Origin of the sequence: Bradyrhizobium sp. SZCCHNR1053 (assembly GCF_032381235.1) — a bacterium.
In the GTDB taxonomy this organism is placed as follows: domain Bacteria; phylum Pseudomonadota; class Alphaproteobacteria; order Rhizobiales; family Xanthobacteraceae; genus Bradyrhizobium.
The window spans coordinates 207,287-220,345 of the sequence record NZ_JAUHJM010000002.1 but is presented as its reverse complement, the minus strand read 5'-3'; the positions used below and the strand labels follow the sequence as shown (position 1 = coordinate 220,345).

Sequence of the window (13,059 nt, the reverse complement as noted above, 5' to 3'; positions counted from 1 at the left end):
CAACCAAAAAACCAGTGTCGTCCCGGACAAGCCCGACAGCGCGTAGCGTTGGCGGGGGCCGATCCGGGACCCATACGCCGTGACGTCCGTTGTTGAGCCCGCTCGACCGGCATCGCCTCTCGCCACGACCGCCGCGGCGTCTGGGTCCCGGTGCGACACTAAAATTGTGGCGCCGTCCTTGGCGTGATCGCACGGACGGTCCGCGCCGCCACGGCGCTTGACCGCGCGGACGTTATGGTTGACGAACCGTTGCCGGCAGGATTGGCCGCAATTGTCGCGATGGAACTTACCTCCGATTCACCTTTCAGCCACGGTTGATGTGCAACAACCCGCCTCTCTCGTCGGCATAGGGACTGGTTCATTGAAGCATCTGGCACTCGCTCTCTCCGTTGCATTCCTGCTCGCCGGCTGCGCGGCCGAGACGCCGGTGGTGCAGGCGCCGACCATGTATGCCGACATGGCGGTCGCGGGCGCGAAGCTCGATGCTGTCGCTGCCGCGACGATGATCTCGCAATACCGCCAGAACAACGGGCTCGGCATGGTCGAGGTCGATCCCGAGCTGATGCGGCTCGCGGAATCGCAGTCGCAGGCCATGGCCGACAAGAACAAGCTCGATCATGACGTGCGCGCCCCGCTGGCGAAGCGCCTGACCGGTGCCGGCTATGACGCTGTCGTCGCGGTCGAGAACGTCTCGGCCGGCTATCACACGCTGGCGGAAGCGTTTTCCGGCTGGCGCGACTCGCCGCCGCATCGCGCCAACATGCTGAAGAATGGTGTCACAAAAATAGGCATCGCAGCGAGCTATGCTCCGAATACCAAGTACAAAGTGTTCTGGACCATGATCCTGGCCGCGCCGGACGGCAAGAAGCCCTCCTGACAGGCAGGGCTGCCGCCGCCCTGCGCAGGCCGCATGCGCGGCGCTCGCGCGAGTCAGGGCCGACCTAGCCTTTGGGGTGGATTGACGTCACCGCGAAGTGACGCCACGTTGGCGCCTTGCTTTGCTAATGACCGCAGTAATGACGCAACATCCATTTCCCCCGCTGCCTGCAACCCCCAGCGAATCGCAACGTGTCCTCGTCCTGCAGGGCGGCGGCGCGCTCGGCTCCTATCAGGCCGGCGCCTATCAGGCGCTGTGTCATTTCGATTTCGAGCCGGAATGGGTCGCCGGTATCTCGATCGGCGCCATCAACGCCGCGATCATCGCCGGCAACGACCGGGACAAACGCATCGGCCGTCTCAAGGAATTCTGGGAGATGGTGTCGTCGCCGGTGCCGTGGAAGCCGCTGCTCAATGGCGATCATCACCGCTCGGCCTTCAATGAGGTCAGCGCCGGGCTGATCGCAGCGTTCGGCGTGCCCGGCTTCTTCACGCCGCGCTTTCCGCCGGCGCCGCTGTGGCCGTCCGGCACGCCGCAATCGGTCAGCTATTACGACACCGCGCCGCTCAAGCGGACCCTGGAGCGACTCGTCGATTTCGACCGCATCAACGATCTGAAGACACGCCTCTCCGTCGGCGCCGTCGGCGTCACCACCGGCAATTTCACCTATTTCGACAATGTCGAATTCAAGAAGCAGGGCAAGCGGATCGGACCCGAGCACATCATGGCGTCTGGCGCGCTGCCGCCCGGCTTCCCGCCGGTCGAGATCGACGGCGAGCATTATTGGGACGGCGGCATCGCCTCCAATACGCCGCTGGACTACGTGCTCGACACCGAGACCGATCGTGATCTCCTGATCTTCCAGGTCGATCTGTTCTCCGCACGTGGCGATCTGCCGAGGACGCTGCTGGAGGCCGCCGAGCGCGAGAAGGACATCCGCTATTCCAGCCGGACGCGGATGAACACGGACAAGAACCGCATGATCCACAACACGCGCAAAGCGCTGCGCGTGCTCTATGCCAGGCTGCCGGACGAGCTGCGCAACGATCCGTCGCTCGAGATCCTGTGCAAGGCAGCACAGGAGAACACCGTCACGGTGGTGCACCTGATCTACCGCAGCAAGAGCTACGAGAGCTCGTCGAAGGACTACGACTTCTCCCATGTTGCGATGGTCGAGCATTGGGAGGCGGGCGTTCGCGACGTCCACCAGTCGATGCATCATAAGGACTGGCTGGAGCGGCCGCAGTCCGGCGAGACCATGGTCACCTACGATCTCACGCAGGACGGCAGTCTCGCTGCCGCCAAGAAGGAGTGAAGCAATGACGACGAACCTCAAGGGCAAGACCGCGGTCGTGACCGGCTCCACCAGCGGCATCGGGCTCGCTTATGCCCGCGCCTTCGCGTCCGCCGGCGCCAACATCGTCCTCAACGGCTTCGGCGCCCCCGCCGACATCGAGAAGGAGCGCGCGGCGATCGAGAGCGACTACAAGGTCAAGGCCGTGCACTCGCCGGCCGACATGAGCAAGCCGGCCGAGATCGCCGGCATGATCGCGCTCGGTGAGACCACGTTCGGCTCGGTCGACATCCTCGTCAACAATGCCGGCATCCAGTTCGTCTCGCCGGTCGAGGACTTTCCGCCGGAGAAGTGGGAGCAGATCATCGCGATCAATCTGTCGTCCGCGTTCTACGGCATCCGTGCCGCCGTGCCCGGCATGAAGAAGCGCGGCTGGGGCCGCATCATCAACACCGCCTCGGCACACTCGCTGGTCGCATCTCCGTTCAAGTCGGCCTATGTCTCGGCCAAGCACGGCATCGCCGGCCTCACCAAGACCGTGGCGCTCGAGCTCGCGACCTTCAAGATCACCTGCAACTGCATCTCGCCGGGCTATGTCTGGACGCCGCTGGTGGAGAAGCAGATTCCGGACACCATGAAGGCGCGCAACCTCACCAAGGAGCAGGTCATCAACGATGTGCTGCTGGCGGCGCAGCCGACCAAGGAGTTCGTGACCTCCGAGCAGGTCGCGGCGCTGGCGCTGTTCCTGTGCGGCGACGATGCGGCGCAGATCACCGGCACCAACCTCTCGATCGACGGCGGTTGGACTGCGGCGTAACGATCGCAGAGAGCGCTGAACGAGGCACCAGTTTCGCGCCGAGGCGGGTTTCGCTTCGGCGCGGTCCATTCTACAAGCGTGCGTTTCCACGACCAGCGCACGGACCCCTGACCTTGCTGACCACGATCATTGGCCTCGGCGCCGCCATCTGCACCACGAGCTCGTTCCTGCCCCAGGTCATCAAGGCCTGGCGGTCGCGCTCGACCCATGACATCTCGATGGGCATGTTCGTGCTGCAGACCACCGGCAACTCGATGTGGCTGCTCTACGGCGCGCTGATCAGCGACCTGCCGCTGGTCGTCGCCAACGCGATCACGCTGGGCTTGGTGGCCGCGATCCTCGGCCTGAAGCTGCGCTACGGCTAGGATGCAGACGATGGCCTTCGATCCGGTCCGCTTGAGCAAGTTCCTCAGTCTCGTGCTGCGCCACCAGCCAGATGCAATCGGCTTGGTGCTGGATGCGCAGGGCTGGGCGATCATCGATGATCTGATCGCGCGCGCGGCGGCGGCGGGGACCGTCCTCAGCCGGGCCGATCTGGAGCAGGTGGTTGTGACCAGCGACAAGAAGCGCTTCACGGTCTCGCAGGACGGGCAGCGCATTCGGGCGGCGCAGGGACATTCGGTGGCGGTGGAGCTTGGCTTGACCCCGCGCGAGCCGCCCGCCGTGCTGTATCACGGAACGGCGACGCGCTTCGTCGAAGCGATCATGGCAGAAGGCTTGAGGCCGCAGTCACGCCAGCAGGTGCATCTGTCTTTGGATGAGGCGACGGCCGTCAATGTCGGGCGCCGGCACGGCGAGCCCATCGTGCTGCGCGTCGATGCCGCAGCGATGCATCGGGATCGCTTGAAGTTCTTCGTTGCGGACAACGGCGTCTGGCTGACCGACCACGTGCCTCCGGAGTACCTGAGCGTCGACCCCGCGCCGTAACCCGCGCGCGCGTCGCAGAACGTCGCGATATCAGCTGCGGCGCGCGAACACGCTCGCGGTGGTGGACGCGACGCTCTGTCCCGGCGGCAGCACGACCACGGTCGATCCGAGCTGGACGTGATTGTAGAGGTCGGCGACGTCGGTGTTGGTCATGCGGATGCAGCCGGACGAGATCGCCTGGCCGATATATTCGGGCTGGTTGGTGCCGTGGATGCGGTACAGGGTGTCCTTGTTGCCCTCGTAGAGATAGATCGCGCGGGCGCCGAGCGGATTGGCCGGGCCGCCGGCGACGCGCTTCGGATACGGCCCGAGGCGCGCCTGGATGTCGGCGGTCGGAACCCAGTCCGGCCATTCGGCGAGCTTGCCGACCGTGGCGACGCCGGAGAAGGCCATCGCCTCCTCGCCGACGGCGACGCCGTAGCGGACCGCCTTGCGGTCGGGCAGCACGTAGTACAGGAACCGCGCGTCGGTATCGACGACGATCGTGCCCGGCTGTTCCTGCCGGGTGTATTCGACGATGTGGCGCTGGAACTGTTGCGGAATCTGCGCCTCGGCATAGGGGGCGTGCGCAAGCAACTGGCGGTCGCGCGGCGTCAACGCCGCATCGGTCGATGGCGACAGCGTCGCTTCCATGCAGCCGGCCAGCATCAGGGTTCCGGCCAGCGAGAGTGCGACCCCCAGTCTCGACATCTCATTCTCCCCCAGCGCGCGATCAAGTCACCTGCCCGGAGGATCGCGCCAATATCAAGGCGTTGCACCCAACACTTGCGTGATCGCCGCGCGGGACGAGGTGGGGCGGCATTGCGCTCGCAGTTCCGACAAGGCGAGGCCAAGATGACGCAACAGATGCGTCAACATGGTTCCCTCAAGATGCCTTGCCGAAGGCGAGGACGTGCAGCCCGAGCCGCTGCTTGACGATGCGGAACAGCAGCACGGTCTCGAAGGCCAGCGACAGCGAGGTCGCGGCCGCGGCGCCGTAGCCGCCGAACTGCGGAACCAGCAGGATGCAGAGCACGAGGTTCATGACGAAGGCCGCCGCATAGGCCATGGCGCAGGCGCGCTGCTGGCCCAGCATGTTCAACAGTCGCTCCACCGGACCGATCGCCGACCGCACGACGAGGCCGATCGCGGCGATGAACATGATGTCGTAGCCGGCGGTGAACTGCGCGCCGAACAGAAACAGCAGCGGCTTGCCGAGCGCGAGCAGCACCAGGGTCGCCGCGAGCGACGGCCAGAATGTCCACTTGATCGCATGCGCGACATAGGCCGACAGCCGCGCTTTGTCGCCGAGCGCGTGGTACTCGGCGAAGCGATGCGCCGTCGTCGCCGACATCGCGTAGTGGATGAACGACACCAGCGCGAGCGTCTTCACCACGGCGAAATAGATCCCGACCTCCTCCGAGGAGCGGAATTGCTGCAGCACCAGCACGTCGGTGTAGGACAACAGCAGATAGAAGCTCTCGACCAGGAGGATCGGCAGCGAGATCGCGAGCCAGCCGCGGAGATCATATTGTCTGGGGCCCGGCTCGATGTGGCGGCCGAGCCTGTTGTTCAGCACCAGCATCTGGCCGAGCATCGCGAGCCACACCGCGGCCGCGCTCGCGGCCATCGCCGCGGTCGCGCCGAGATCGAGGCCGAGCACGAAGGCGCCCGCCGTGAAGCCGATGATCAGCGTCTGGCGGATGATGAATTGCGGCATCAGCCCGAGCGTCATCCAGTCGTGCGAGCGGGCGATGCCGTCCTGGGTGTTGGCGACGACGAAGGCGGGCAGGGTCAGGCAGCCGAGATAGAGCGGCATGCGCTCGCTGGCGTCGATCCACGGCGACAGCAGCGCGATCAGGCCGGCGAGCAGCAGCGCCGCAGCGGTGGACGTCGCCAGCGTCAGCCAGCGTCCGCCGGAGAGGAAGCCGCGCAGCAGCGCCTGCTGGCCCGCGGTGCGGTAGTCCGGAATGATCTTCTGCGCCGAGGAGGCGATGCCGACATCCAGCATGCTGCCGAGCAGCAGCACCCAGGTCCAGACATAGACGTAGGTGCCGTAGTCCGAGCCGCCCATCCAGCGCGCGAGCAGGATCTGGCTGAGATAGGCGAGGCCCGCGCTGAGCACGCGGATCAGGAAGATGGTGCCGGCCAGGCGGCGCGTCAGCGACGCCTCGCCGCTGCCGCCGAGCGCAGCCAAGCGCGCCTTCAGCCGGCCTGCGAGGCCGGTCGATGCGGGGGCGTTGCGGGCATCCATCACGGCCACGGCGGGGTCCGGCTCCACGGCCGCGCGGATGGCGGCGATGCTGCTTCCCTATCAACGCAACGTTAAGATTGAGTTGGACCGGCCCCGCGTCGCTCGCCCGGCGCAGCCGCCGTCAGGGCAGATTGAAGTTGAACTCGTAGGCCCTGTCGGGGCCGACCAGCGTGAATTTCAGGGCCGCGCCGTCCGGCTTCACGCCGGGCGGAACGCCGTCGAGCTCGAAGGCGAAGCGCTTGATGCCCGGTATGCCGCTGTCGCGCACGGTCGGGATCGGCAGCGCCCAGTCCGGCGTCGGCCCCTCGACATAGAGCTGGACACTGCGCGGATCGGCGACGGCCACGTCGACGATGACGTCCTTCTGGCCGTCGCGCTTGACGTCGCGGATCGTCAAGGGATTGGCATCGCCGACGGTGGCCGGCTTCGGCACCGTGTCGAGGGCCGCCGAGAGCGCCGTATCCTCGGTGCTGGCGACGCTGGTGAAGGCGAGCTCGGCCTTCGCTTCGACGGGAATGCAGATCTTCTCGCAGACCGCGTAGCTGATGTCGGCGCGCAGGGTCATCGGCTTGTCGGCGTTCTTGGCGACGATGCGCAGCGGCAGCACGACCTGATCATGATAGCCGAGCGAGTGTCCGCCGGCGCCGTCGTCGAACTTTGTCGGCGCGGGCCACAGAACCGTCACCGCTTCGACGTTCTCCGACTTGGAAAAGTCGAACCTCGGCGGCACGCCTGAATCGCCGGGCGTTCGCCAATAGGTCTTCCATCCCGGCTGCAGCGCAAGGGCGATGCCGCCCAGCATGACCGGACCGCTGCGCGAGCCCGCGAGCAGGCGCACCGCGGAGTGGCTGTCGCGCTGCCAGGGCGAGGAATCCTGCGCCTGCGCACCGAACGCAAGGCAGGATGATACGACGGTCGCGACGAGCAGTGTGGCAGAGTGGTGAGGAACCAAGGCGGACATGAGACGTCTTTAGAGTGCGGTTCGGGCGCAAACCATTGAAATGCTTGTGAGCAGATTTCCTCGCGAGGACCTGAACCTTGATTGACAGATGCGCATCCCAATATCAGGATATCAATGATCATGAGAGTCCTTGCGGATGAATCCTGAGGCAAAAAGGCTGGGCGACATTCGCCGCAAAGTGACAGGGATCGGGGATCACACCTCTCACGGTGGTTACCTCGACGGCCAGCTGCTGGTTGCAATGCCCGTGATGGGCGATTCCCGTTTCGAGCGCTCGGTGATCTATCTCTGCGCGCACTCGGCTGAGGGCGCCATGGGTATCATGGTGAACCGGCCGGCGGGCAGCATCGACTTCCCTCAGCTGTTGATGCAACTGAATATCATCGAGAAGAGCGATCAGATCAGCCTGCCCGACAGCGCCGAGACCATGAAGGTGCTGAGCGGCGGCCCGGTCGATACCGGACGCGGCTTCGTGCTGCATTCGAGCGACTACTTCATCGCCAACGCGACCTTGAAGATCAACGACGGCGTCTGCCTGACGACGACGATCGACATTCTCAAGGCGATCGCCAAGGGCGACGGTCCGAAGCACGCCATCCTCGCCCTCGGCTATGCCGGCTGGCGCGCGGGTCAGCTGGAGGAAGAGATCCAGGACAATGGCTGGCTGCACTGCGACGCCGATCCGGAGCTGATCTTCGGCGACAATGTCGACGCCAAATACGATCTCGCGCTGCGCAAGATCGGCATCGATCCGGGCATGCTGTCCAACGCCGCCGGGCACGCATAGGCCTTATCGTCCGGTTGGAGCCCCCGCGCTCGCTGGGATCAGAGAAGGCTTAATGGGCGCTCTGCCTCTCCGTCGTCATTGCGAGCGCAGCGTAGCAATCCAGAATGTCCACCGCGGATGCAGTCTGGATTGCCTCTGCGCTTCGTTGCTCGCAATGACGACATGGAGAGGGATGAGGCCGCGCATCTCTGCTGAAGGCAGAACTACTCCGCCGCCTGCTGCGCCACCGTCGGCTCGGTGCCGGCCACGGTGGCGCGGCGCATGTCGCGCGGTTGCGACTGATCGTAGCGACGCACGCGGTGCATGGTCTGCCTGTTGTCCCACATGATCAGATCGTGCAGCGTCCATTTGTGGACGTAGACGAACTCGGGCTGCGTGGCATGCTCGGTGAGGTCGCGCAACAGCAGCCGCCCTTCCGGCATGCTCATGCCGAGCACGGCGCCGGCATGCGACGACAGATACAGCGACTTGCGGCCATGCGCCGGATGGGTGCGGACCAGCCGCTGCCTGACCGGCTTGAACATCTCCTTCTCCTCATCGATGTAGTCGAGGAAGCCGAGCGAGCCGCGCGAATACATCAGCGAATGTTCGCAGACGAGATCCTCGATCTCGTCCTTGGTGTCCTGGTCGAGCGCGTCATAGGCGGCGCGCATGTCGGCGAATTCGGTGTTGCCGCCCTTCGGATTCACGATTCGCGCCGACAGGATCGAGTACTTCGCCGGGATCGGCCGGAACGAGCTGTCGGAGTGCCACAGGCAGTTGCCGAGATTGAACAGATGCGTGCGATGGTCTAATGGCAGCGGCTTGCCATCCTTGCCGAGATTGGAGACGTCGTTGAGGCCGGTGGTGAGGCGGTAATCCTCCTTCTTGGTGACCGTGCCGCCGCGCGCCTGCTCGCGGTCGCCGAAGCTGAGCGCGAAGGCGAGCTGCTGCTCGTCGGTGACGTCCTGATCGTGAAATACGAGAACGGCGTAGTGATCGATCGCGGCCTGCAACTGCGCGACCTCGTCCCGAGCGAGACTCTTGCGCAGATCGACACCGGACACTTCGCCGACGAAATGCGGATGCAGCTGCCGGATGGCGATCGCCATGGTGTCCTCCTCACGTCCTCATGACGGCGGACTCCTGTCCGCTTCTTCTGAAGCAAGAGGCTACGCCGGCGATGTGCGAAGTCAACGCAAGGCGCGGAGCGCCGCGCGCACGGCTGTCATGCCGGCGCGTCAGACGTCATGCGTTGCGGGCCATCAGCCCGCCGTCCACCGGGATCACCGCTCCGGTGACGAACGAGGCGGCCGGCAGGCACAGGCTCAAGGTCATGTGCGCGACTTCTTCGGGATCGCCATAGCGGCCAAGCGCGGTGCGGCGCCGCGCGTAGACCGCCTTCTGCTCGTCAGGAATGCGCGCGGTCATCGCGGTCGTGATCGGGCCCGGGCAGATGCAGTTGACGGTGATGCCGTCGCGGCCGAGCTCGACGGCGAGCGAGCGCGTCAATCCAGTCACGCCTGCTTTCGTCGCGGAATAGGCGCTGTGCAGCGCCGTTGCGCCGAGCGCCTCGGTCGAGGCGATGTTGACGATGCGCGGGCTGGATGAGCGGCGCAGATGCGGCAGCGCGGCGCGGATGACGCGCTGCTGCGCCGTCAGCATGATCGCAAGCCCTCTCGCCCAGGCCTCGTCGTAAGCCTCGTCGTCGATCGCGACACGGACCGAGATGCCGGCATTGTTGACGAGGATGTCGAGCCCGCCGAAATGCGCCGCGGCCTCGCCGACGACGGCGCTGATGGCGTCGCGGTCGGCGAGGTCGAGCCGCCACGCGCGCGCTGTTCCGCCGCAGGCCAGGATATCCGCCGCCACGGCGCCGGCCCCGTCCTCACCGATATCGGTGACTGCGACGCTGGCGCCTTCATCGGCGAACACGCGCGCGGTCGCGCGCCCCATCCCCGACGCCGCGCCGGTGATCAGGACGGTCAATCCCTTGACCGAGCGGCTGAGTTGCCTGTGCTGGTGCATATTTGCGGCTCACGGAAAAATGCGCATCGCATGCGCGCCGTCGAGATTAACACTGATCGGACGCATTCGGTAGGCACTCATCCGGCGTGGCCGAATTTGCGTTGCCTACGACAGCGATCAACAAACCGGAGTGATCATGGCGCTCTCCAAGATCTTCATGCGCTTGGCGTTGGTGGTGGGACTGATCGCAACCACGGCAGCGCATGCCGACGGCATCAATGCCGGCGGCCGCAGGGCCAGCGCGTTGCGGCCGTTCGACGCGCGGAGCGTTGCCGAGTTCGATACGCCCTGGGCCATTGCCTTCCTGCCCGATGGGCGGATGCTGGTCACGGAGAAGCCGGGTCGGATCTTTCTGGTCACGCAAGGTGGGAAGAAGCTCCAGATCGGCAACGTGCCCGCGGTCGCGGCGCGCGGACAGAACGGCCTCCTCGATATCGCGGTGTCGCCGAGCTTCGCGACGACGTCGCAGATCTATCTCACCTACACCGAGCCGAGCGGCGAGGGCAGCCGACTCGTACTGACCCGCGCCGTGCTGTCGTTCGCGAACGATAGCGCCACGCTGACCGACCGCACTGTGATCTGGCGCCAGACGCCGGCCGGCGGCGGCGGGCAGCCCGGCGGCATCGTCGCGTTCGATCCCTCGGGAGCGCATCTATTCCTGACCGTCGGCGACCGCATGCAGCCGAACAGCGCCCAGGATCCGCGGCAGGCGCGCGGCAAGGTGCTCAGGCTCAATCTCGACGGCGCGACTCCGTCGGACAATCCCATGGCCGAGGACAAGGGCGTGCCGGCCCAGACGTGGACCACCGGCCACCGCAATCCCTACGGGCTCGCCTTCGCATCAGATGGCAAGCTCTGGCTGCACGAGATGGGACCGCGCGGCGGCGACGAACTGAACCTGATCGAGCCGGGCAAGAACTACGGCTGGCCGCTGGTGTCGAACGGCGACAATTACAACGGCACGCCGATCCCGCGGCATGCGACGCGGCCCGACCTCGCGCCGCCGCCGCTCTATTGGGATCCTGTGATCGCGCCGGCCGGCTTGGTCTTCTATGATGGTCCGATGTTTCCGCAATGGAAGGGATCGGCGCTGATCGGAGGCTTGCGGGTTCACGCGCTGGTCCGCGTCGCCTTCCGGCCCGATGGTCAACCTGACGAGGCCGAGCGCTGGGACATGGGCGAGCGCATCCGCGATGTCGCCGTGGCGCCGGACGGCGCCGTCTGGGTGATCGAGGACGACTCGCCCGGCCGCCTGCTGCGGCTGACACCGATGAAGTAGCTGCGCAGCAGCATTGATGCGAAGGCGCCGATGCCGGTGTCGCCACAGCCGCGATGCCGTTGACAGGGCCTGCGCCGATCCCCACACCATCCGACAAATAACAATAGAAGGAGTGGGGAGATGAACGCGCTCGATTTCACGGGACGCTCGGTGCTGGTGATCGGCGGCTCGAGCGGCATCGGCAACGGCATTGCGCAGGCGTTTCGCGCGCAGGGCGCGCGCGTCGATATCAGCGGCACGCGACCGAGTGCTGCCGATTATGCCGCAGACGAGGGCTCCGATCTCGTGGGGTTGAACTACCATCAGCTCGATGTGAGCGATCCCGGCGCGATCGAGAGCTTCGCACCGCAACTCGATCGTCTCGACGTGCTCGTGCTGGCGCAAGGCGCGGTGCTCTACCGGCGCGGCGAGTTCGCCATGGACGGCTTCCGCAAGGTGGTCGAGGTCAACCTCATCAGCCTGATGGCCTGTGCGACGAAATTTCACGGCCGGCTGCGCGACGCCAAGGGCGCGCTCATCATCGTCTCGTCGACCGCGGCCTATCATTCCACCATGGGCAACCCGGCCTACAACGCCTCGAAGACCGGTGCGATGGGATTGACGCGAACCCTGGCGGAGGCGTGGGCGGAGGACGGCATCCGCGTCAACGGGATCGCGCCCGGTCTCGTCGACACCAAGATGACCAAGGTGACGACCGCCAATCCGAAGCGCCTCGAGAGCGCGCTGCAGCGCATCCCGCTGCGGCGGTTGGGCACGCCGCAGGACATGGCCGGTGCGGCGCTGTTCCTGGCCTCGCCGCTGTCGTCCTACATCATCGGCCAGACCCTCGTCGTCGACGGCGGCCTGATTTTGTAGTGGTCCGGAACCTGCGCCGTGCTGGCCGGTTAGAGCATGCTGTATTTATACGGAAACATATCCTGAGTTTCTGAGATAGTTGGCGCACTCCTTTTCCGAGAAGAGATCGAGGAGATCTCCAGCTTTTCGCCAAGTCGCTTCGATGGTGCGAGGTTCTGCATCTCGCATCAGGTGCTTGAGTTTGGCGAAGACCTGCTCGATCGGATTGAGGTCAGGACTGTAGGGAGGCAAGAAGAGCAGGTGCGCTCCTGTTGCACGGATGAGGTCGCGAGCTCTTCTTCCTTTGTGGCTTCCGAGATTGTCGAGGATCACGGCATCTCCCTTGACCAAGGTTGGAGCCAGCTCCTTCTCGACATAGAGCGTGAAGAGTTCGCCGTTGATCGGGCCATCGATGACCCAGGGTGCCGAGATCCGATCGCAGCGCAGTGCTGCGATAAATGTCATCGTCTTCCAGTGACCAAACGGCACAGATGCCTCAAGCCGCTGCCCGCATGGTCCCCAACCACGCAGCGGGGCCATATTGGTCTTGATCCAGGTCTCATCGATAAAGACCAGGCGAGATACATCGATCTTGCCTTGGTGAGCTTTCCAGCGCGCTCGTTTACGAGCGATATCAGGACGATCCTGCTCCGCCGCCCGCATCGTTTTTTTTGAAGCTCAGGCCTTCGGCGTGGACGAAGGTCCACACGGCCCGCACATCAGTCCGGATGCCACGCTCGGCCAGCTCAGCTGTTAACTTGCGCAAGGTGAATGGACCGGAACGGATACGTTTGCGAAGCCATTCGGCATGGGCCCCGGATAATGTCCGCTTCTTGTGGCCACCGATTTTTCCCGGAGCGACGCCTCCAGTCTGCTGTCTGAGGTTCTTCCACTTGCTGATGCAGGACGGGCTGATCCGAAGCGCCTGCGCTATCGAGCGGACCGTCTCGCCTGCATCCGCGCGCGCCAGAGCGCGTTCGCGAATGTCTTCAGAATAGGGACGTGTCATCCGTGCTGGCCTCCGGCTCCAGCATGGAATTTGA

Annotated in this window: 14 protein-coding genes; 8 read left to right on the top strand and 6 right to left on the bottom strand. The window is 65.2% G+C overall.

The window, feature by feature from the left end; all coding sequences use genetic code 11:
- The first annotated feature begins 361 nt into the window (after positions 1–361).
- From QX051_RS05950 to QX051_RS05930, 5 genes are all read left to right on the top strand, one after another.
- Positions 362–877, top strand: a complete 516-nt coding sequence (locus QX051_RS05950) for a CAP domain-containing protein (RefSeq protein ID WP_315734510.1) — start codon at positions 362–364, stop codon at positions 875–877.
- A 139-nt stretch (positions 878–1,016) separates the two neighbouring features.
- Positions 1,017–2,192: a patatin-like phospholipase family protein gene (locus tag QX051_RS05945; RefSeq protein ID WP_315775451.1), complete on the top strand. Its 1,176-nt coding sequence runs from the start codon at positions 1,017–1,019 to the stop codon at positions 2,190–2,192.
- 4 nt (positions 2,193–2,196) lie between these two features.
- Complete coding sequence (locus QX051_RS05940; protein ID WP_315772584.1) at positions 2,197–2,988, top strand: 3-hydroxybutyrate dehydrogenase; 792 nt, start codon at positions 2,197–2,199, stop codon at positions 2,986–2,988.
- A 113-nt stretch (positions 2,989–3,101) separates the two neighbouring features.
- The gene (locus QX051_RS05935; RefSeq protein WP_315713865.1) at positions 3,102–3,353 is read left to right on the top strand and encodes a SemiSWEET transporter; all 252 of its coding nucleotides are present in this window, start codon (positions 3,102–3,104) and stop codon (positions 3,351–3,353) included.
- 10 nt (positions 3,354–3,363) lie between these two features.
- Positions 3,364–3,915: an RNA 2'-phosphotransferase gene (locus tag QX051_RS05930; protein ID WP_315775450.1), complete on the top strand. Its 552-nt coding sequence runs from the start codon at positions 3,364–3,366 to the stop codon at positions 3,913–3,915.
- Positions 3,916–3,945: 30 nt separating this feature from the next.
- Here QX051_RS05930 and QX051_RS05925 read toward each other — a convergent pair whose 3' ends face one another.
- From QX051_RS05925 to QX051_RS05915, 3 genes are all read right to left on the bottom strand, one after another.
- The gene (locus QX051_RS05925; RefSeq protein WP_315734502.1) at positions 3,946–4,605 is read right to left on the bottom strand and encodes a L,D-transpeptidase; all 660 of its coding nucleotides are present in this window, start codon (positions 4,603–4,605) and stop codon (positions 3,946–3,948) included.
- A 175-nt stretch (positions 4,606–4,780) separates the two neighbouring features.
- Positions 4,781–6,157: a lipopolysaccharide biosynthesis protein gene (locus tag QX051_RS05920; RefSeq protein WP_315775449.1), complete on the bottom strand. Its 1,377-nt coding sequence runs from the start codon at positions 6,155–6,157 to the stop codon at positions 4,781–4,783.
- Positions 6,158–6,269: 112 nt separating this feature from the next.
- Positions 6,270–7,109 carry a protein-disulfide reductase DsbD domain-containing protein gene (locus QX051_RS05915; RefSeq protein WP_315775448.1) on the bottom strand — a complete coding sequence of 280 codons (840 nt, stop codon included), beginning with the start codon at positions 7,107–7,109 and terminating at the stop codon, positions 6,270–6,272.
- 136 nt (positions 7,110–7,245) lie between these two features.
- On the opposite strand from QX051_RS05915, the gene QX051_RS05910 reads away from it, so the two are divergent.
- Positions 7,246–7,896 carry a YqgE/AlgH family protein gene (locus QX051_RS05910; RefSeq protein ID WP_315713870.1) on the top strand — a complete coding sequence of 217 codons (651 nt, stop codon included), beginning with the start codon at positions 7,246–7,248 and terminating at the stop codon, positions 7,894–7,896.
- A gap of 203 nt (positions 7,897–8,099) precedes the next feature.
- On the opposite strand, the gene QX051_RS05905 is transcribed toward QX051_RS05910, so the two are convergent.
- Together QX051_RS05905 and QX051_RS05900 are read right to left on the bottom strand one after the other, a co-directional pair.
- Positions 8,100–8,987, bottom strand: coding sequence for a TauD/TfdA family dioxygenase (locus QX051_RS05905; protein WP_315775447.1), 888 nt, complete (start codon positions 8,985–8,987; stop codon positions 8,100–8,102).
- A 136-nt stretch (positions 8,988–9,123) separates the two neighbouring features.
- Entirely contained in the window at positions 9,124–9,903 is a 780-nt protein-coding gene (locus tag QX051_RS05900) for an SDR family NAD(P)-dependent oxidoreductase (protein WP_315775446.1), read from the bottom strand.
- A 136-nt stretch (positions 9,904–10,039) separates the two neighbouring features.
- Here QX051_RS05900 and QX051_RS05895 point away from each other — a divergent pair, with 136 nt between their 5' ends.
- Complete coding sequence (locus QX051_RS05895) at positions 10,040–11,182, top strand: PQQ-dependent sugar dehydrogenase (protein WP_315775445.1); 1,143 nt, start codon at positions 10,040–10,042, stop codon at positions 11,180–11,182.
- A gap of 120 nt (positions 11,183–11,302) precedes the next feature.
- Positions 11,303–12,037 carry an SDR family oxidoreductase gene (locus QX051_RS05890; protein WP_315734491.1) on the top strand — a complete coding sequence of 245 codons (735 nt, stop codon included), beginning with the start codon at positions 11,303–11,305 and terminating at the stop codon, positions 12,035–12,037.
- Positions 12,038–12,082: 45 nt separating this feature from the next.
- Here the strand turns inward: QX051_RS05890 and QX051_RS05885 are convergent.
- Positions 12,083–13,025 (bottom strand): IS630 family transposase gene (locus QX051_RS05885; protein ID WP_315775443.1). Its coding sequence is split into 2 segments (ribosomal slippage): positions 12,083–12,688 and positions 12,690–13,025, totalling 942 coding nucleotides; the frame shifts between segments, so codons are not numbered across the junction.
- Positions 13,026–13,059: the final 34 nt, after the last annotated feature.

What these genes read in the sequence shown, in the direction of transcription:
- QX051_RS05910 (WP_315713870.1), top strand. Translation starts at nt 7,246, where the DNA reads ATGAATCCTGAGGCAAAAAGGCTGGGCGACATTCGCCGCAAAGTGACA.
- QX051_RS05930 (WP_315775450.1), top strand. Translation starts at nt 3,364, where the DNA reads ATGGCCTTCGATCCGGTCCGCTTGAGCAAGTTCCTCAGTCTCGTGCTG.
- QX051_RS05900 (WP_315775446.1), bottom strand. Translation starts at nt 9,903, where the DNA reads ATGCACCAGCACAGGCAACTCAGCCGCTCGGTCAAGGGATTGACCGTC.
- QX051_RS05905 (WP_315775447.1), bottom strand. Translation starts at nt 8,987, where the DNA reads ATGGCGATCGCCATCCGGCAGCTGCATCCGCATTTCGTCGGCGAAGTG.
- QX051_RS05945 (WP_315775451.1), top strand. Translation starts at nt 1,017, where the DNA reads ATGACGCAACATCCATTTCCCCCGCTGCCTGCAACCCCCAGCGAATCG.
- QX051_RS05895 (WP_315775445.1), top strand. Translation starts at nt 10,040, where the DNA reads ATGGCGCTCTCCAAGATCTTCATGCGCTTGGCGTTGGTGGTGGGACTG.
- QX051_RS05915 (WP_315775448.1), bottom strand. Translation starts at nt 7,109, where the DNA reads ATGTCCGCCTTGGTTCCTCACCACTCTGCCACACTGCTCGTCGCGACC.
- QX051_RS05890 (WP_315734491.1), top strand. Translation starts at nt 11,303, where the DNA reads ATGAACGCGCTCGATTTCACGGGACGCTCGGTGCTGGTGATCGGCGGC.
- QX051_RS05925 (WP_315734502.1), bottom strand. Translation starts at nt 4,605, where the DNA reads ATGTCGAGACTGGGGGTCGCACTCTCGCTGGCCGGAACCCTGATGCTG.
- QX051_RS05940 (WP_315772584.1), top strand. Translation starts at nt 2,197, where the DNA reads ATGACGACGAACCTCAAGGGCAAGACCGCGGTCGTGACCGGCTCCACC.